We start from the raw sequence: 17264 nt of genomic DNA on the forward strand, positions 1-17264 counted from the left end.
AATCAGATCTTTCGCGTGGTGTGCGCGGCGGATACGCTGGCCGCATGCGGAAGACCCTCCGGACCGCCACGGCGGCCGCCCTGCTCACCACGTCGCTGATCGCAGCAACGGGCCCCGCGGCTGCGGCGCCCACGCCCGCACCGATGCCGGGGAACACTGTGGTCGTCGACGTGCGGACCACGGTCTTCCTCGTCAGCGAGGCCCCACCGCGGACCACCGTCTACGCGGACGGGCGCATCGTCACCAAGGCCGTCGCGCCCGGGTCGAAGCTCGTCGAACTCCGCGGCAAGCCCGCCGACGTTGCGGACCTGCGCGCGATCACCGAGCGCGTGCTGCGCAATCAGCCGCAGTACGACCGGAAGGCGCAGATCTTCGACGGCTGGATCGTCTCCGCCACCGTGCGCACCACCGACGGCGCCGTGCTCAAGGCCACCGTCGACAACCCGGAGCCGCGCGGATGGCCGGCGTTGTCCACGCTGCCGAGCGAGTTGGACAAGCGGATCGCCGCGATTCCCGGCCCGCGCACCCCGTACACCGAGCCCCGCTAGGAACCCTGGCGCTCCGCCCACCACCTCGTCAGCTCGGCCTCGGCCTCGTCACGATCAAGGGGGCCGCGGTCCAGGCGCAGCTCCTTGAGGAACTTCCACGCCGCGCCGACATCCGGGCCCGGCTGCAGCCCCAGCAGCTCCATGATCGCGTTGCCGTCGAGGTCGGGACGGACCCGCGCGAGGTCCTCCTTCGCCGCGATGGCGTCGATCCGGCGCTCCAGCCCGTCGTAGGTGGCCTGCAGCCGCGCCGCGCGCCGCTTGTTGCGGGTCGTGCAGTCGGCGCGGACCAGCTTGTGCAGCCGGGAGAGCAACGGCCCCGCGTCGGTGACGTAGCGGCGGACCGCGGAATCCGTCCACTGGCCGTCGCCGTAGCCGTGGAAGCGCAGGTGCAGGAACACCAGCTGCGCGACGTCCTCGGTCACGGCCTTCGGGTAGGCCAGGGCCCGCATGCGCCGGCGGACCATCTTCGCGCCGACCACCTCGTGGTGGTGGAAGGAGACGCCGCCGTTCGGCTCGTGCCGGCGGGTGTCGGGCTTCCCGATGTCGTGCAGCAGCGCGGCCCACCGCAGGATGAGATCGGGATCGGAGTCCTCGAGGTCGATGGCCTGCTGCAGCACGGTCATCGAGTGCCAGAAGACGTCCTTGTGCTGGTGGTGCTCATCGATCGCGAGCTTCATGCCCGGAATCTCCGGGATCACGCGCTCGGCCAGCCCCGTGTCAACGAGCAGCACGATCCCGTCGACGGGGTGCGCGCCCAGGATCAGCTTGTCCAACTCGGCCCGTACCCGCTCTGCGGTGATCCGGTCGAGCTCGGGCGCCATGTCGGTCATGGCGCGCTGCACCCGTTCGGCGACGGAGAAGCCCAGTTGGGAGACGAAGCGGGCGGCGCGGAGCATGCGCAGCGGATCGTCGGAGAAGGACTCCTCGGGCGTCGCGGGCGTGTCGATCTCGCCCGCGAGCAGAGCGTCGAGGCCGTTCAGCGGGTCCTGGAAGTCCTCGGCGCCGTCGCGCCCGATCCGCACGGCCATCGCGTTGATGGTGAAGTCGCGGCGCACCAGGTCGTCGCGCGGGTTCTCGCCGAACTTCACAACGGGGTTGCGGGTGACCCGGTCGTAGGCCTCGGCGCGGTATGTGGTGATCTCGATCAGCTGGTCGGCGAAGGCGGCGCTGACGGTGCCGAACTCGATGCCGGTGTCCCACATCGCGTCGGCCCAGCCGCGGAGCAGCGCCTGGACCTGTTCGGGCCGGGCGTCCGTGGTGAAGTCCAGATCGGTCGTCAGGCGGCCGAGCAGCGCGTCGCGCACGGAACCGCCCACGAGGTACAGCTCGTGGCCCGCGTCGGCGAACCGTGCGCCCAGCGGGGCGAGGACGTCGGACAATTCGCGCAGCGAGATGTGCGCCGCCGCCAGCAGTCGGGTACGGCGTTCGGCACGCACGTCCGCCGGGCCGGCGGGGGAGCTTTCGGTCACGACCGACCAGTCTACTGCCGGGGGGAAAACGCGACGGTGGCGTATGGGAGCGCAACCGGCCAGTAGCATCGGGGGGTGACCTCCGCCGAATCCGCCGACTCCTCGGGCCGCCCGCAGCGCCCGGGGCCCGTCGGCGACTCCGCTGGCGGAACTCCATCCCGGCCGCGGCGCCGGCGACGGCGCGGAGGCCGTGGGCGCGGCCGCGGCCAACTCTCGGCCGTCACTGATCAGCAAGCGACACCGGAGGCCGCCGGCGCACCGTCGGAGCCCGCCCCGGCCGCGAAGCCCGCCCGTAAGCAGGGCACACCGACCACCAAGGCCAAGCGTCCCGTGCCCGGGCGGGCCCGCCCCGACCCGCGCATCCGGACGGTTCGCGAGACCTCGGCGGGCGGCCTTGTCGTCGCCGGGCTCGACGGTGCCGCCGAGCTGCGGGCCGCGCTCATCGGGCGCGTCGACCGCCGGGGCCGCACTCTGTGGTCGCTCCCGAAGGGACACATCGAGACGGGCGAGACCGCCGAGCTCACCGCGATCCGCGAGGTCGCCGAGGAGACGGGCCTCACCGGCTCCGTGCTGGCTCCGATCGGCAAGATCGACTACTGGTTCGCCGTCGAGGGCCGCCGCGTGCACAAGACGGTGCACCACTTCCTGCTGTCCTGGCAGAGCGGCGACCTCTCGACCGAGGACTACGAGGTCTCCGAGGTGGCGTGGGTGCCGCTGGCCGAGCTTCAGACCCGGCTCACCTACTCCGACGAGCGCAAACTCGTTGCCACCGCGCGCACCGTCATCGACGACCTGACCGCTGACCCGGACGAGCTGGCCACCCGGTTGGCCGCCGCCCCGCGCAGCGAGCCCACGGCGTACGAGCGCGCCGCGGCCGAGCGCAACGCCGTCCGCAACGATCCGCCGAAGCCGCGCCGCCGGCGCGGTGGCAGGCGCTCCCGCGGGCGCCGCGGCGGTGGTGGCGGGAGCGGTCAGACGTGACCCGGTCGGCCCGCCTGCTGTGCGTGCTGACGCTCCTGATCGCGATCACCGGCCTGCCCGCGCCGAGCGGGGCCGGCCTTCCGGACGCGCAGTTCGTACGGATCACCGTCGACGAGGTCACCTCGCGGATCACGGACACCTCTCCGAACGAGGTGGTAGTGCGCGGCAGTGTCGAGAACTTCGGCGACCGCGACGTGAGTGACTTGGACCTGCGGATCCAGCGGGCGCCGGCGGTGTCGACGTCCGCCCAGTTGCGCTCCGACCTGGTGGCCGACAACAACGTCTACGACACCCTGGGCCGGTTCGAGCCGGTCTCGAAGGTGCTCAAACCGGGGGAGAAGACCTCCTTCAACGTCGCCATCCCCGTGCGGCCCTCGCCCACGACGCGCGGCGCCACCCTCGGCATCGACCGGCCGGGCGTCTACCCGCTGCTGCTCAATCTCAACGGCAAGCCCGCGTACGGCGGCGCCGCGCGGCTCGACGATTCGCGGACCCTGCTGCCCGTCCTCGGCCTGCCCGACGGTGGCGCCGACACCCCGGGCGGCGTCGACAAGGCCGTCACGACCTCACCCGCGCAGGTCACGCTCCTGTGGCCACTGGCCGACAATCCGAAGCTCGCGGGCGGCGTGCCCGGCGGCGGCGACACTCCGGTCCGGCTGGTGGACGACGCGCTCGCCGGGTCGCTGGGCGAGGGCGGCCGGCTCGACGGCCTGCTGTCGGCCTACGAGGACGCGACCCGCGGCCCCGATCCGCGGCGCACCGCCCTACGAACGGCCGCCTGCCTCGCGATCGACCCCGACCTGCTGGTCACTGTCCAGGCGATGACCGCGCCGTACCGCGTCTCCCGCAATCCCTCCGACCCGCGCGGCCCCAGTGCTCCCGGCACCGGCAGCGACGAGGCGAGCGCCTGGTTGGAGAAGCTGCGGCGCGTCGCCGCCGACTCCTGCGTGGTCGCGCTGCCCTTCGGCCAGGTCGACCTCGAGGCCCTCGGTCGCTCCGCCGAGCCCTCGCTGCAGCGCGCCGCGCTCGACACCCCGTCCGACGTCATCGACTCGATCCTCGGCGTGCAGTCCGTGCGGGGCGTCGCGATCCCGACCTCCGGGGTCCTCCTGTCCGACGGTGCCCGGCAACTCCGGGCCTCCGACGTCGCTGCCACCGTCGTTGCCGCGACCGCGGTGCGGGCCCCCGACCGCGGCGCCGGCACCCCGTCGGGCATCGTCCCGGTGGGGCAGGGCATCGGCGCCGCCGTCTTCGACCCGAGCGTCTCCGCTGCGCTCGCCGCGATGGGGAAGACCTCCGACGGCGCCGAGGACGGCGTCGCCCCCGGCCCGACGGGCACGGTGCCCAGCTCGTCGACGTTCTCCATGTCCGAGGAGTCGGCGGCCATGCGGCGACAGGCGGCGGTCGGCGCCGTGACCGCGGCCGCGCTCGACCCGACCCAGCGCTACGCCCCGCCCGACGGGTGGGCGGCGAGCACCGCCAACGACCCCGTCGCGCGGGTGACCGGCCGATCCACGCTGATCGTGCCGCCCCAGGTGTGGGCCGCGGGCCCCGACGATGCGCGCGCGGTCCTCGACGCCGTCTCCGCCCAGTTCGGGGCCGGCCTCGCCGGTCCCCGCACGTTCCGCGACGTCGTCGCCTCCGCCCAGTCGACGGGGCGCGACCCGGTGCGCAACGCGGCGCCCTGGACGTTGCGGCAGCCGCCCGAGTCGACGGCCTCGCGGGTGCCTGACCGGATCGTCACGGCTGCCGCCGCGCACGTACGACAGGTCGACCAGCTGGGCGCTGCCCTCCTCCCGCTGCCGAAGACCTCGCTCACGCCCCGCATGTACACCTCACCGCTGCGGGAGGACGCTGTGCGCGCGCTGCGCTGGGCACCGTCGCGGCAGGCGGTCGACGGTGACGCCTCCATCCGGCTCACGGCCGCGCGGGCGTCAATGACGGCCCAGCTCGCCTCGGTGCGCTTCGTCAGCCCCGGCGGCGCGTACACCCTGGCCTCGGACAAGTCGCCGCTGCTCATCGTCGCGCGCAACGACCTGCCGCTGCCGATCCGCACCGTCATCGACTGGTCCGCCCCCCAGGGCGTGACCATCGACGCCTCCGAGGTGCAGGAGCTGCCCGCGCGCGGCACGCGGCAGATCGAACTACCGACCACCGTCGACTACTCGCGGCAGATCTCCGTGCAGCTGACCCTGCGATCGAGCAGCAACATGCCGCTGGGCGATCCGATCTCCGTCTCCGTGCACTCCAATGCGTACGGCAAATCACTGTTCTGGATCACATGCGGGGTGGGGATACTGCTGGTCGTCCTTGCCGGGCGGCGCCTGTGGCGCCGGTTCCGCGGCCGTCCCGACCCCGCAGACGCCGACCGTCCCCCCGCGGACGACCACGAGAAGCGGATCGCGAACAGTTACGCTGCACATCGACCACCTGCTACACACGAGAACCCGGAACCGAAGGACACATGAGCCGCGCCGAGCCCCGGCACATCCCGCCGAGCAGCACTCCCGCCGCCGGCGGGAAGGACGGCGGCGGTACCGCTTCCCTCCTGCGCTCCACCGGCTCGGTCGCCGTCGCCACGCTCACTTCCCGCGTCACCGGATTCCTGCGTACCGTGCTACTCGCGGCCATCCTCGGGCCGGCCGTCGCCTCCGCGTTCAGCATCGCCAACGCAATGCCGCAGCAGGTCTCCGAGCTCGTCCTCGGGCAGGTCCTCACCGCTCTGGTCATTCCCGTGCTGGTCCGGGCGGAGATGGAAGACAGGGACCGCGGGCAGGCCTTCTTCGAGCGTCTCTTCACGCTCTCACTCACGATCCTCGGCGTCGCTCTGGTCGTCTCGCTCGCTCTGTCGCCGGTCCTCGTGGGCCTGCTGGTCGGGGGCTCCAAGGTCGACGAGGGCCTGACCCAGGCGCTGGTCATCATGTTCCTGCCGCAGTTGATGTTCTACGGCCTCTCCGCGCTGTTCACGGCGATGCTCAACACTCGCGATGAGTTCAAACCCGGTGCGTGGGCGCCAGTCGCCTGCAACAGCGTGCAGATCGCGACCCTGGTGACCTTCTACCTCATGCCCGGAGAGCTGACCCTGAACCCGACCGCGATGGGGCAGCCCAAGCTCCTGGTCCTGGGCATCGGCAGCACGCTGGGTGTGGTGTTGCAGGCACTGATCCAGATCCCTGCCATGCGCCGCTCCGGAATCAAGCTCCGCCTGCGCTGGGGCGTCGACAGCCGGCTCAAGCACTTCGGCACCATGGGCATCGCGATCGTCACCTACGTCTTCATCTCGCAGGCCGGCTGGTACGCCGTGACGCCGATCCTCTCGCACGCCTCCGACGGCGGCCCCGCGATCTACCAGTACGCGTGGATGGTGCTCCAGCTGCCCTACGGCGTCATCGGCGTAGCCCTGCTGACCGCGGTGATGCCGCGGCTGTCGCGCAATGCGGCAGACGGCAACCGCAATGCGGTCCTCGATGACCTCTCCGTGGCGACGCGCCTGACGATGGTGGCGTTGATCCCGATCGTGGCCTTCATGACGGTCTTCGGGCCCTCCATCGGCCGCGCGCTGTTCAACTTCGGCCAATTCTCCCAGGATGACGCCAACTTCCTGGGCACCGCGATCTCGTTCTCCGCGTTCGTGCTGGTCCCCTACGCGATGGTGCTCATCCACCTCAGGGTCTTCTACGCCCAGGAGCGCGCCTGGATCCCGACGGGGATCGTGGTCGCGATCGTCGCCGTGCAGATCGTGCTGTCGTACCTGGTACCGGTGTTCGTGGAGGACGACCACCGGATCGTCGAGTTCGTCGGCACCGCCCGCGGCCTGGCGTACACCGCCGGCGCGATCATGGGTTGGTACCTACTGCGCCGCACGCTCGGCCCGCTGCACCTGACGAACGTCGCCCGCACTCTGGTCCAGACCACGACCGTATCCGTGCTGGTCACCGTGACGATCTATCTCGTCATGCGGCTCGACGTGCTCAAGGCGATCGATCGCAGCGGGCCCGCCGGCGCACTGCTGTACCTTGCAATCGCAGGCATCCTCTGCATGACGTTGATCTACGCGCTGCTCGCCCTGTGGCGAGTACCGGACGTGCTGGCGATCCTGGCACCTCTACGGCGCATCGCGGCCCGGTTCGTCCCGGGCCTACGGCCAAGCGCACCGTCGGAACCGGAGCGCGCGGACTCCCGTGCCCCGGACACCCGGGAGATGCGGCTCGACGAACTGGAGGCCTACGCGAGCCTCCGGCGCGAGGAGATCACCGCCCAGCTGCCGCGGATCGCCGACGACATCGGCCTCCCGTATGCTGGTCAAAGCCATGTTCCCCGGCGCCCGCGGGCGAGCGCAGAACTACCGACCACGGGCCTTCGATACCGCAGAAGAGGAGCATTCGCAGTGACCGAGGACGACTCCGCACGCATGCCCGGCCACGAGGCACCCAGCACCGGTCAGATGCGACTGCCGTCCCAGCCCCCGGCGCAGCAGGCGGGCCTCCCGGCAGTGCCCGAGCCCGCCGATCCTGGGGCGTGGGACGACGCCCCGCGCGGTCCCGAGCTGATTCCCGGCGCGGTCGTCGCGGGCGGCCGGTACCGCCTCATCGAGCACTTCGGCGGCATCCGCGGGCTCCAGTTCTGGCAGGCGCGCGATATCAACCTCGACCGCGACGTGGCCCTGACCTTCGTCGATTCGGAGCAGACCGCGCCCGTTCCCGAGCGCGGAGCGCAGATCAGCCTGCGCGGCGAGGGCCCGCAGTCCATCCTCTCCCGCACCCTGCGCCTGGGTCGCGTGCACTCGAACGGATTGGCCCGCGTACTCGACGTGGTGCGCGGCAGCTCCGGCGGCATCGTGGTGGCCGAGTGGATTCCCAGTAGCTCGCTCGCCGACGTGGCCGGTACGCATCCGTCGGCGATCGGCGCGGCGAAGGCCGTCCGCGCCCTCGCGGGCGCCGCGGAAGGCGCGCACCGCGCCGGTGCCGCCCTGTCGATCGACCACCCTGACCGCGTGCGCATCTCGCAGGACGGCCACGCCTTCCTCGCCTTCCCCGGCACCCTCGCGGATGCCTCGAAGGAGTCGGACGTCCGCGGCCTCGGTGCCGTGCTCTACGCACTACTGCTGGAGCGGTGGCCGCTCGACGACGCGACGGGCCGCATCGTGACCACCGGGACGGGCACCGTCGCCGGGATCCAGCAAGCGGACGCTGACGCGAACGGAAACCCGGTGGAACCGCGGGACGCCAAGCGCGACATCCCGTTCGAGATCTCCGCGGTCGCGACCCGCACGCTCGAGGGTGGGCAGGGCATCCGCACCGCGGCCACCGTACAGCAGCTGCTGGACCAGGCCTCCGTGGTGGACGTGAAGACGGACCTGCTCGCACCCGTGCGAGAGGAGGCCCCCCGGGAGGCGCCGCGCCAGTCCCCGGCAGCCGCCGCGCGTCCCGCCCAGCCTGCCGTACCGCTGGATCAGCAGCCGACGCCGGTCAAGCGCATCCAGTCGAAGCAGCCTCTGCTGCAGCGTATCTCGGGCGGCAAGAAGAACGTGCCGCTGCTGGTGATCGCGGCCTGCGCGGTGGCGCTGCTCGTGATCATCGGGCTCACGCTGTTGATCAGCAGCCTCACCGGCGGCAAGGACACCCAATCGGGCGTCGGCTCGCTGTACACCTCCAGCGCGACCGCGGGCGGGAGCGCTGCTCCCGCACCGGCTCCCGGCGTCGGGTCACCGGTGAAGGCAACCGATGTCGCGCTCGTGGACTTCTCCTCCTCGAAGGACCCGGCGACCAATCTGGCGAACGTGCTCACCGGCAAGAACCCGCCGTGGAAGACCGATACCTACAAGGCCGGCCCGGTCTTCGGCAATCTCAAGAAGGGCGTCGGCTTCCTGGTGACGCTGGACAAGGCCGTCTCGCTGACCCGCGGCACCATCGTCTCGCCCAGCGCCGGCACCACCGTGGAGGTGCGCACCTCCACGAAGGACACCGTCACGTCACTGGACGACACCTCGCTGGTGTGGTCCGGCTCGCTGCGCGCGGGCTCCAACGACTTCCACGTGAGCACCGTGGCGCCGCGCGCCCGCTACGTGCTGGTCTGGATCACCGGGCTGACCAAGCAGTCCGGCAACGACTGGTACTCCACGATCAACCAGGTGTCGTTCCAGGGCTCCTGACGTACGCGGCATCGGCCGTCGCGGCCCCGACGCTCGCCGGCCCCTCGTCCGGTACCGAGATCACCAGCGGCCGAGCAGTTCCCACGTCCCGATAGTCGAGAAACCGCACGACCCACCCAGTGCGCGTGCGGAGCGCCGCTTCCACCCGCACTTCCTCCGGGATCTGCAGCCCGCGGGAGCGGGCGTGGTCCGCGGCGGCGACCAGCGCCTGCTCAGGGGTGCGCCCGGGCACCCCGTCATACCTGGGCCCCTCACCCGTCCACCGGGTCAGACCGGATTCCTTGAGCTCGCTCCATGATTCGTCGACGAGGCGCTCCGGCGCGAGCGAACCGAACGCGGCCCACCAGGAGGCGGCGTCGAGCCACTCGTACTCGCACATCCGCACCAGGTGATGCAGCGCCTCGTCGTGCTCGAGTCGTCCTCCGAGCGCGGTCGCCACCTCCGCGGACGTGCCTACTGGGGGAAGCGGCGCGCCCGGCAGCGGATCCTCGGCCGTGGCGAAGGCCGCGTCGTCCCAGACCCCGGTCCACGCGTACCGTCCGGCACTGATGCGGTGATCGAGGATCGCGACGTGTTCGAGCCACGGCGGACCGCCGGCGATGCGCTCCGCGGGTCCCGGGGCGCCCGGAACGCGCCAGCCGAGGTCTCCGCAGGACAGCACGGCCCGGTCGGGCCCGAACCAGGCGAGCGTCGCACCCGCCGTCGACGAGGCGTCGTACCGAGCCACGCCCCGCTCGCCTCCGTCGACGGTGACGCGGAAGGGCAGCGGCGCTCCGGCGGCGGCGAGCACGGGCTGCGCGGCCGCGAGCAGGCGCCAGCGGGCGCGGATGAGCCGGAGCGGCACGGCACTGTCGGACATGACCGGATCCTCGTCCACGGGGCTGAACGCGCGCTTGTCGCGGACTTGTCGGTGCCGTGCTCTACGGTGCGAAGACGGCGCCCCCCGGGCGCGCTCGATTCGAGGGGGAACGAGATGACGGAACCGACCGACGGTGTGGTGATCGGCGAGGACGGGTTGGCCCGGCCCGCATGGGCGGCCGACGGGCTGCTGCGCGAATACTACGACACCGAATGGGGCATGCCCATCCGCGACGAACGGGGGCTCTTCGAGCGGATCGCCCTGGAAGGCTTCCAGGCGGGCCTATCGTGGGCGACGGTGCTGCGCAAGCGCCCGGCGTTCCGCGCGGGCTTCGCGGGCTTCGAGCCCGACGTGGTGGCGGGGTTCGACGAGGGCGACGTCGAGCGTCTGCTGGCCGACGCGGGGATCATCCGCAACCGGCAGAAGATCGAGGCCACGATCGGCAACGCCCGGGCCGTGGTCGCCCTGCGGGAGGACGGCGGTCTCGTCGACCTGGTGTGGTCCTTCCGGCCCGACCGCACCCCCGCACCGCGCACGATGGCGGAGGTCGCCGCCACGTCACCGGAGTCGGTGGCGCTCTCGAAGGAGTTGCGCCGCCGGGGTTTCCGGTTCGTGGGGCCCACCACTATGTACGCGCTGATGCAGGCGGTGGGCATCGTCGACGACCACCTCGTCGACAGCCACCGGCGCGGCACCTCGGGGGTGTGGAGGGAGTGACGCCGTCCGGCGGCCGCGCCTAGTGGCCCGTCCCGCCGGCGAGGTGCCCGTAGCGATGCCGAGTGGTGCTCACCGCCTGCTCGCGCAGCACGCTGAGCAGCTCGCGGCGGCCGGAGAGCAGCACCGGCCCGCGGAGCACACTGTGGCCGTGCTCGGCAGCCGCGGCCGCCACCTCCGGTTCCGGCGCGCCCAGCACGCGGATCCGGACCGGCTCCGCGCGACCGGCCAGACCATCGGCGTAGTCCCGGGCGGTGTGCACCGGAGCCTCGAAGGGCATCGACGGGGCCTCCGGGCTCACGGTGACGTCGAGCCGCGTGCCGGTGCGAGCGGCGGCCAGCTGCAGCCGCATCAGGTCGCGCGGGCGGGCCCCGGCGCCCACGCGCACCTCCAGGTGGGGGAGCGGCCGGTACCGGAAGACATTCGTCTCGCTGACCAGGCCGGTGGGGTCGTGCTCGACGCCGAACTCGGTGTTCCATGCGCGCTCGTCGGACGCGGCGGCGGCGTGCAGCCAGAGCGCGTCCTCGGAGGCGAGCTCTCCGGCGGCCGTGATGATCCGCTCGCTGAAGACCGTGGGTGCGACCTCGGGTGCGGTGGGCACCGCGGTGTCGGCCCAGCGGCCGAACTGGGCGACGTAGTTCGGGCCTCCCGCCTTCGCGCCGGGGCCGATCGCGGAGCGCTTCCAGCCGCCGAAGGACTGCCGCTGCACGATCGCGCCGGTCATGTGCCGGTTGATGTAGAGGTTGCCCGCCTCCACCTTCTCGCGCCAGTGGTCGATCTCGTCGGGATCGAGGCTGTGCAGCCCGGCGGTGAGGCCGTAGCCGGTCGAGTTCTGCAGGCGCAACGCCTCGTCGAGCGTCGCGGCGCGCATGATGCCGAGCACCGGTCCGAACAGCTCGGTGGTGTGGAACCAGCTGCCCTCGGCGACACCGTCGAGCACACCGGGCGACCAGAACCGGCCGGCCTCGTCGATCCGACGCGGCTCCACGAGCCACCGCTCGCCCGGGCCGGGTTCGGTGAGGCCGCGCAGCAGCTTACCGGCGGCGGGCTCGATGAGCGGGCCCACCATGGTGCCGAGGTCGTGCCCCTCGCCCACGACGAGGGTCCGCACCGCGTCCTGCAGCTGGCCGAGGAACCGCTTCGACGAGCCGACGCTACCGACCAGGATCCCCAGCGACGCCGCGGAGCACTTCTGCCCCGCGTGGCCGAAGGCGCTGCGCACCAGGTCGTTCACCGCCAGGTCGGGGTCGGCGGCCGGCGTGACGATCATCGCGTTCTTGCCGGAGGTCTCGGCGAGCAGCTCGAGTTCGGGCCGCCAGCCGCGGAACAGGGCCGCGGTCTCGCTCGCGCCGGTGAGCACCACGGCGTCGGCGTCGGGGTGGGTGATCAGGCGGCGCCCTGCGTCCGCCTCGTCGGCGTTGACGAGCTGCACGAGGCCGGCCGGCACGCCAGCGGCGTGCAGGGCGGCGATCGCCGCGGTGCCGCAGCGGATCACCTGGGGCGCGGGCTTGATGATCACGGCGGCGCCCGCGGCGAGGGCCGCGAGCACGCCGCCGAGGGGGATCGCGACCGGGAAGTTCCACGGTGGCGTGACCACGACGAGCCGATGCGGGGTGAAGGAGGCCTCGTCGTCGCGCAGGTCCAGAACGCTCTGCGCGTAGTAGCGGGCGAAGTCGATGGCCTCGGAGATCTCCGGGTCCGCCTCGGCGACAGTCTTGCCCGCCTCGTAGGACATGACGGTGAGCAGCTCGCCCCGGCGGCGGGCCAGCTCGTCCGCGGCGCGATGCAGCAGCGCCGCGCGCTCGGCCGCGGGAAGAGCGGCCCAGTCCCGTTGCGCCGTCAGCGCGGTCGCGACGGCCGCGTCGACGGCGGTCGGATCCTTCACCCGCGCGGGCGGTTCAACGGTGTCCGGAGCCGCGAGGGCGGCGCGGGCCCACGCGCGGTTCGCGGGCGTGGCAGGGTCCGTGTCGGGCTCGCCGACGAACGGCCCATCGCCCGGGGCTTCGGTCGCTGCCGCCCGGTCCTGCACCCGGTTCGGGCCGTCCTGCACGGCGGCACGTCGGGCTAGGGCGGTGCGGAACCGCTCCTCCTCCAACGTGATCGCACCGGGTTCGGGGCTGAACATGGAGTACAGGAAGTTGTCGCTGGAAGCGTTCTCCTCGAGCCTGCGCACGAGGTAACTGACCGCGACGTCGAAGTCGCCGGAGTGCACCACGGGTGTGTAGAGGATGAGCGATCCGACGTCGGCGCGGACCGCGGCGGCCTCCATGGGGGCCATGCCCTGCAGCATCTCGATATCCAACTGGCGCTGCACGTGCCGCTGCTGCGCCAGCTCCACCGCGTAGGCCACCGAGAACAGGTTCTGAGAGGCGACGCCGATACGGAGCGCGTCCGCGTTCGCCGAGCACAGCGCGGTGTCCACCATGCGCAGATAGTTCGCGTCAACGTCGGCCTTGCTTCCATACGTGGCGAGCGGCCAGTCGTGCACCTCGGCGTCCACCCGCTCCATGGCGAGGTTGGCGCCCTTGACCAGCCGTACCTTGATCGGGGCGCCGCCGGCGGCGACGCGGCGGCGCGCGAATCCGGTGAGCCGAGCGAGGGCTCCCATCGAGTCCGGCAGGTAGGCCTGCAGGACAATTCCCGCGGTGAGGGAACGGAATTCGGGCTCGTCGAGCAGGGCGGTGAACACCTCTATCGTCAGGTGCAGATCCTTGTACTCCTCCATGTCGAGGTTGACGAACTTCCCACCGTCGCGGGCCGTCCGGTACAGGGGACGCAGCCGCTCGATGATCCGATCGCGGTTGCCCTCGAGGTCCCACGGGACGAGCTGAGCGACCACGGACGAGACCTTGATGGAGACGTAGTCCACGGACGGGTCGGCGAGCAGCTCGTGCGTGCGAGCAAGCCGGCGATCTGCCTCGCCCTGTCCCAGCACCGCCTCGCCGAGCAGGTTGAGGTTGAGCCGCACCCCCGTCTCGCGGGCACGGCGCAGGCGCCGCTGCAGGTGGTCACCGTCGGCATCGAAGACCAAGTGGCCCACCAGCTGCCGCAGCCGCAGCCGCGCGACGGGCATCGCGATCGACGGTGCGATCCCCGCGGCGACCGTGCCCGCGCGCAGCAGTGCCGCGTCGACGGGGCTCATGAAGGCGCGCCCGGGTGCGCCGCCCGCGGCGGGAGAGACGAGACGCCGCAGCGCCTTCGCCGCGACCCGGTCGTCCTCGGGGCGCGCCACCTGGTCGACGAACCCCATGGTGAACTCGACGCCGCTCGGATCGTGCAGCAATGCCGCGAGGCTGGAGGTGGCGGCGGCCTCCCGGCGGCCGACCTCGGAAGGGCGGGGGCCGCGGCTCGTCCGCAGCCACCGCTGCGCGCGGGCGACGGCGGTGTCCGCGATGCGGGTATCGCTGGGATCTGCGGCGTGCGCACCGGGGGAACCGGCGGATGGCAGGGGAGTGGACAGACGTGACGAATCGACCATGAAAGGCCTCCTGAGTAGCTCGCGCAGTGAATTGGAGATTCCACAGCGACGGGTGCGCCACCTGGCCTGTACCCGAGTGTAATACCGCTCACAGGAATTCCGCGACCCCTATGCGCTATCGCAAATCCGTTCGGGGATTCCATGTCGATGATTGAATAGCAAAGAAACGTGCTGAACCGGCACTGGCCGCCTCTACGATGCCGTGCATGACCGAGTGGGGGAACACCATCTCGCGGTCCGCCGGGTCGGGGGATCCGGTGACCGAAACGCCGCACGAGGCCACGTGCACACCTCCGTCGGGCACCGGGCGCTCTCCGGTTTCCGACGAGAAGCTGCTGGCCGATGCGGCCCGCGGCGACGGCGACGCCTTCGCGGAGCTCTTCGAGCGGCACGCGCGCCAGCTGCGGGCGACAGCGCTGCGCACGATTCGCGACTACGCGGACGCCGAGGACTGCCTGCAGGACGCCATGCTGCGGGCTTTTCAGCTCTCGCCGAGCTTCCGCGGGGACTGCAAGGTGGGGAGCTGGCTGCACCGCATCGTCGTCAACGCGTGCCTGGACCGTGCGCGGCGCAACCAGGTGCGCACGTCCCTGCCCATGCCCGACGACCTGAGCGGCCTCGCTTCGGACGAGGGCCGCGGCGCGGAGGAATTGGACCGTCGTCTCTCGGTGGAGGCCGCGCTACGGATGCTGCCGGAGGACCAGCGGGCCGCGGTGGTCGCCGTCGACATGTACGGGCTATCCGTCACCCAGGCCGCAGAGCAGCTCGGCGTCGCGCCGGGCACGGTCAAAAGCCGTCGGGCGCGGGCCCGCGTCCGGCTCGAGCGCCTGCTGCGCTGATCAGTCCGTTCCCACCCCCACGAGCGGGCCTTTCGCGTACCGCACAACAAATATTGAAATCGGTGGGAACCGATCGGCGGGCTGGTGCGTCCAATTCATGAGGGGAGGTTTCCGATGGGGAAGGCAGTACCGCCGGCGGACGGCGAGGACGACGGCCGGCCGCTCAGTCGCGCGCAGGAGGCGCGGCTCGACGCGGCGCTGGCGGAGTACCGCGACCGCACGTTCGCGCAGTGGGCCGCGCCGGACGGATTCAGTCCTGACTCCCCGCTCGGTGACCGCCGGATCTCGGCCGCGATCCGCGCCGCTCGGCCTCCGGTCCTGCCCCGTCGCCGGCTCCGCTACTCCCTGACGGCCGTAGCGGCCGTCGTCGGGGTGTTGGCGGTCACCGCCGCACTGAGCACCGTCCGGGACGCGCCCGGGGAGCCGGAGACCGGGGTGCTCCTCGCGGCCGCGACGCCGGGCGGCGACCGCGGCCCCTTCGCCGACGGCGCGGCGCTCTCCCGTTGCCTCGACGCCGCGTCCGTGCCCGCGCTGCAACGGACCCTGCTCGGCGCGGGGCTCGTCCATGTACGGGGCGATCGGGCGACGGTGCTGCTCCTGCCGGGCGGCAGACTGGGCGACCTGCGGCTACTCGCGGTGACCCCGGCATGCGCCCGGGGAGAGGCCTCGTCGGTGCTGGTCGACCGCGTCCTCACCGGCGACGCGGCCGGGCGGGCGGCCACGCCGTAATCTGAGAGGAGGCGGCGCGGGAACATTGTCGGGCCCGGCGCCGTTGGCACACATGTCGGCCCGGGACAACCGGGCGCTTCTTCAACAGGTTGGGTGGGTAATGACTGCAGCGGGCACCGATATCGCGGACGTGATCATCATCGGATCGGGTCCGGCCGGATACACGGCGGGCGTCTACGCCGGGCGCGCCGAGCTGAGCACCATCCTGTTCGAGGGCACCAACTTCGGCGGCGCTCTGATGACCACCACCGAGGTCGAGAACTACCCCGGCTTCCGCGAGGGCATCATGGGCCCGCAGCTCATGGACGAGATGCGTGAGCAGGCCATCCGCTTCGGCGCCGACCTGCGCATGGAGGACGTGGAGTCCGTGCAGCTCGACGGCGAGATCAAGCAGGTCGTCACGGCCGAAGGTACCTACCGCGCCCGCTCCGTGATCCTCGCGATGGGCGCCGCCGCGCGCTACCTCGGCATTCCCGGCGAGGAGGCCCTGCTCGGCCGCGGCGTGAGCGCCTGCGCCACCTGCGACGGCTTCTTCTTCCGCGACCAGGACATCGCCGTGGTCGGCGGCGGCGATTCGGCGATGGAGGAAGCGATCTTCCTCACCAAGTTCGCCAAGTCCGTCACGCTGATCCACCGCAGCGAGAACTTCCGCGCCTCCAAGATCATGCTCGACCGCGCCCGCGCCAACGAGAAGATCCGCTTCCTCACCGACGCCAAAGTGAACGCCGTGCAGGGCGAGAAGTCGGTCGAGTCGCTGCTCATCGAGAACACCGTGACCGGCGCCGTGGAGACCCTCGAAGTCACCGGCCTGTTCGTGGCAATCGGCCACGACCCCCGGTCCGCGCTGGTCGCAGGCCAGGTCACCGTCGACGACGAGGGCTACGTGCAGGTCGAGGGCCGCAGCACCGCCACCGGCGTGCCCGGGGTCTTCGCGTCAGGCGACCTCGTCGATCACACCTACCGCCAGGCCATTACGGCGGCCGGCAGCGGCTGTTCCGCCGCCATCGACGCCGAGCGCTGGCTCGCGCACCACCGCGAAGCCGCCGTCGCCCAGTAGACCCGTCCCCCGAACCGTACCGAGGAGTACCGCCATGGCCGAGATCGTCACCCTCACCGACGACACCTTCATCGAGCAGGTCCTACAGTCCGAAAAGCCCGTGCTCGTCGACTTCTGGGCCACCTGGTGCGGCCCATGCAAGGTGGTCGCGCCCGTGCTGGAGCAGCTCGCCGCGGAGCACGGCGACAAGGTCACCTTCGCGAAGATCGAGGTCGACCAGAACCCCACCGCGCCCCGCGACTACCAGGTGCTCAGCATCCCCACGCTGATGCTCTTCCAGGGCGGCAAGCCGACCGCCAAGCTGGTGGGGGCGAAGAGCAAGTCGGCGATCCTCAAGGAACTCGACGGTCTGGTCTGACGCGCCGTCGCGTTGGGTCGGAGGGCCCCGAGGCCGTATCGTGTACTCGATTTCCCGTCCTGCGGGCCGCCCGCCCGCAGG

Annotated in this window: 12 protein-coding genes; 9 read left to right on the plus strand and 3 right to left on the minus strand. The window is 71.8% G+C overall.

Translation table 11 applies throughout. The features are described from left to right. Window positions 1-44: 44 nt before the first annotated feature. Window positions 45-548 (plus strand): hypothetical protein, encoded by a 504-nt coding sequence (locus HNP44_RS04625; RefSeq protein ID WP_259141242.1) that lies wholly within the window; start codon window positions 45-47, stop codon window positions 546-548. On the opposite strand, the gene HNP44_RS04630 is transcribed toward HNP44_RS04625, so the two are convergent. Next, window positions 545-2017: a CCA tRNA nucleotidyltransferase gene (locus HNP44_RS04630; protein ID WP_259141241.1), complete on the minus strand. Its 1473-nt coding sequence runs from the start codon at window positions 2015-2017 to the stop codon at window positions 545-547. The genes HNP44_RS04625 and HNP44_RS04630 overlap by 4 nt on opposite strands. Before the next feature lie 75 nt (window positions 2018-2092). Here HNP44_RS04630 and HNP44_RS04635 point away from each other — a divergent pair, with 75 nt between their 5' ends. The 3 genes from HNP44_RS04635 to HNP44_RS04645 are packed head-to-tail and all read left to right on the plus strand — an operon-like array spanning window position 2093 to window position 9149. Beyond that, the gene (locus tag HNP44_RS04635) at window positions 2093-2998 is read left to right on the plus strand and encodes an NUDIX hydrolase (RefSeq protein ID WP_259141240.1); all 906 of its coding nucleotides are present in this window, start codon (window positions 2093-2095) and stop codon (window positions 2996-2998) included. Then, window positions 2995-5466 carry a glycoprotein gene (locus HNP44_RS04640; protein WP_259141239.1) on the plus strand — a complete coding sequence of 824 codons (2472 nt, stop codon included), beginning with the start codon at window positions 2995-2997 and terminating at the stop codon, window positions 5464-5466. The genes HNP44_RS04635 and HNP44_RS04640 overlap by 4 nt, the downstream gene beginning before the upstream one ends. Continuing rightward, window positions 5463-9149: a murein biosynthesis integral membrane protein MurJ gene (locus tag HNP44_RS04645; RefSeq protein WP_259141238.1), complete on the plus strand. Its 3687-nt coding sequence runs from the start codon at window positions 5463-5465 to the stop codon at window positions 9147-9149. The genes HNP44_RS04640 and HNP44_RS04645 overlap by 4 nt, the downstream gene beginning before the upstream one ends. On the opposite strand, the gene HNP44_RS20790 is transcribed toward HNP44_RS04645, so the two are convergent. After that, entirely contained in the window at window positions 9121-10008 is an 888-nt protein-coding gene (locus HNP44_RS20790; RefSeq protein ID WP_310437656.1) for a hypothetical protein, read from the minus strand. The genes HNP44_RS04645 and HNP44_RS20790 overlap by 29 nt on opposite strands. Window positions 10009-10122: 114 nt before the next feature. Between HNP44_RS20790 and HNP44_RS04655 the strand changes: the two genes are divergently transcribed. Next, window positions 10123-10725 (plus strand): DNA-3-methyladenine glycosylase I, encoded by a 603-nt coding sequence (locus HNP44_RS04655; protein WP_259141237.1) that lies wholly within the window; start codon window positions 10123-10125, stop codon window positions 10723-10725. 19 nt (window positions 10726-10744) lie between these two features. On the opposite strand, the gene HNP44_RS04660 is transcribed toward HNP44_RS04655, so the two are convergent. Continuing rightward, a complete protein-coding gene (locus HNP44_RS04660) occupies window positions 10745-14200 on the minus strand; it encodes a bifunctional proline dehydrogenase/L-glutamate gamma-semialdehyde dehydrogenase (protein WP_259141236.1) in 3456 nt (1151 codons plus the stop codon). A 206-nt stretch (window positions 14201-14406) separates the two neighbouring features. On the opposite strand from HNP44_RS04660, the gene sigM reads away from it, so the two are divergent. The 4 genes from sigM to trxA all read left to right on the plus strand — a co-directional run bounded on the left by sigM (window position 14407) and on the right by trxA (window position 17183). Beyond that, a complete protein-coding gene (sigM, locus tag HNP44_RS04665; RefSeq protein ID WP_259141235.1) occupies window positions 14407-15039 on the plus strand; it encodes an RNA polymerase sigma factor SigM in 633 nt (210 codons plus the stop codon). A 114-nt stretch (window positions 15040-15153) separates the two neighbouring features. Beyond that, window positions 15154-15768, plus strand: a complete 615-nt coding sequence (locus tag HNP44_RS04670) for a hypothetical protein (protein ID WP_259141714.1) — start codon at window positions 15154-15156, stop codon at window positions 15766-15768. Between the two features lie 100 nt (window positions 15769-15868). Continuing rightward, the gene (gene trxB / locus HNP44_RS04675; protein WP_259141682.1) at window positions 15869-16825 is read left to right on the plus strand and encodes a thioredoxin-disulfide reductase; all 957 of its coding nucleotides are present in this window, start codon (window positions 15869-15871) and stop codon (window positions 16823-16825) included. Window positions 16826-16859: 34 nt separating this feature from the next. Then, window positions 16860-17183, plus strand: coding sequence for a thioredoxin (gene trxA, locus HNP44_RS04680; protein WP_224644759.1), 324 nt, complete (start codon window positions 16860-16862; stop codon window positions 17181-17183). Window positions 17184-17264: the final 81 nt, after the last annotated feature.

This window comes from Tsukamurella ocularis, from assembly GCF_024807615.1.
Taxonomy (GTDB): Bacteria; Actinomycetota; Actinomycetes; order Mycobacteriales; family Mycobacteriaceae; genus Tsukamurella; species Tsukamurella ocularis.

What these genes read in the sequence shown, in the direction of transcription:
- HNP44_RS04660 (WP_259141236.1), bottom strand. Translation starts at nt 14,200, where the DNA reads ATGGTCGATTCGTCACGTCTGTCCACTCCCCTGCCATCCGCCGGTTCC.
- HNP44_RS20790 (WP_310437656.1), bottom strand. Translation starts at nt 10,008, where the DNA reads ATGTCCGACAGTGCCGTGCCGCTCCGGCTCATCCGCGCCCGCTGGCGC.
- trxA (WP_224644759.1), top strand. Translation starts at nt 16,860, where the DNA reads ATGGCCGAGATCGTCACCCTCACCGACGACACCTTCATCGAGCAGGTC.
- HNP44_RS04645 (WP_259141238.1), top strand. Translation starts at nt 5,463, where the DNA reads ATGAGCCGCGCCGAGCCCCGGCACATCCCGCCGAGCAGCACTCCCGCC.
- trxB (WP_259141682.1), top strand. Translation starts at nt 15,869, where the DNA reads ATGACTGCAGCGGGCACCGATATCGCGGACGTGATCATCATCGGATCG.
- sigM (WP_259141235.1), top strand. Translation starts at nt 14,407, where the DNA reads ATGACCGAGTGGGGGAACACCATCTCGCGGTCCGCCGGGTCGGGGGAT.
- HNP44_RS04625 (WP_259141242.1), top strand. Translation starts at nt 45, where the DNA reads ATGCGGAAGACCCTCCGGACCGCCACGGCGGCCGCCCTGCTCACCACG.
- HNP44_RS04670 (WP_259141714.1), top strand. Translation starts at nt 15,154, where the DNA reads ATGGGGAAGGCAGTACCGCCGGCGGACGGCGAGGACGACGGCCGGCCG.
- HNP44_RS04655 (WP_259141237.1), top strand. Translation starts at nt 10,123, where the DNA reads ATGACGGAACCGACCGACGGTGTGGTGATCGGCGAGGACGGGTTGGCC.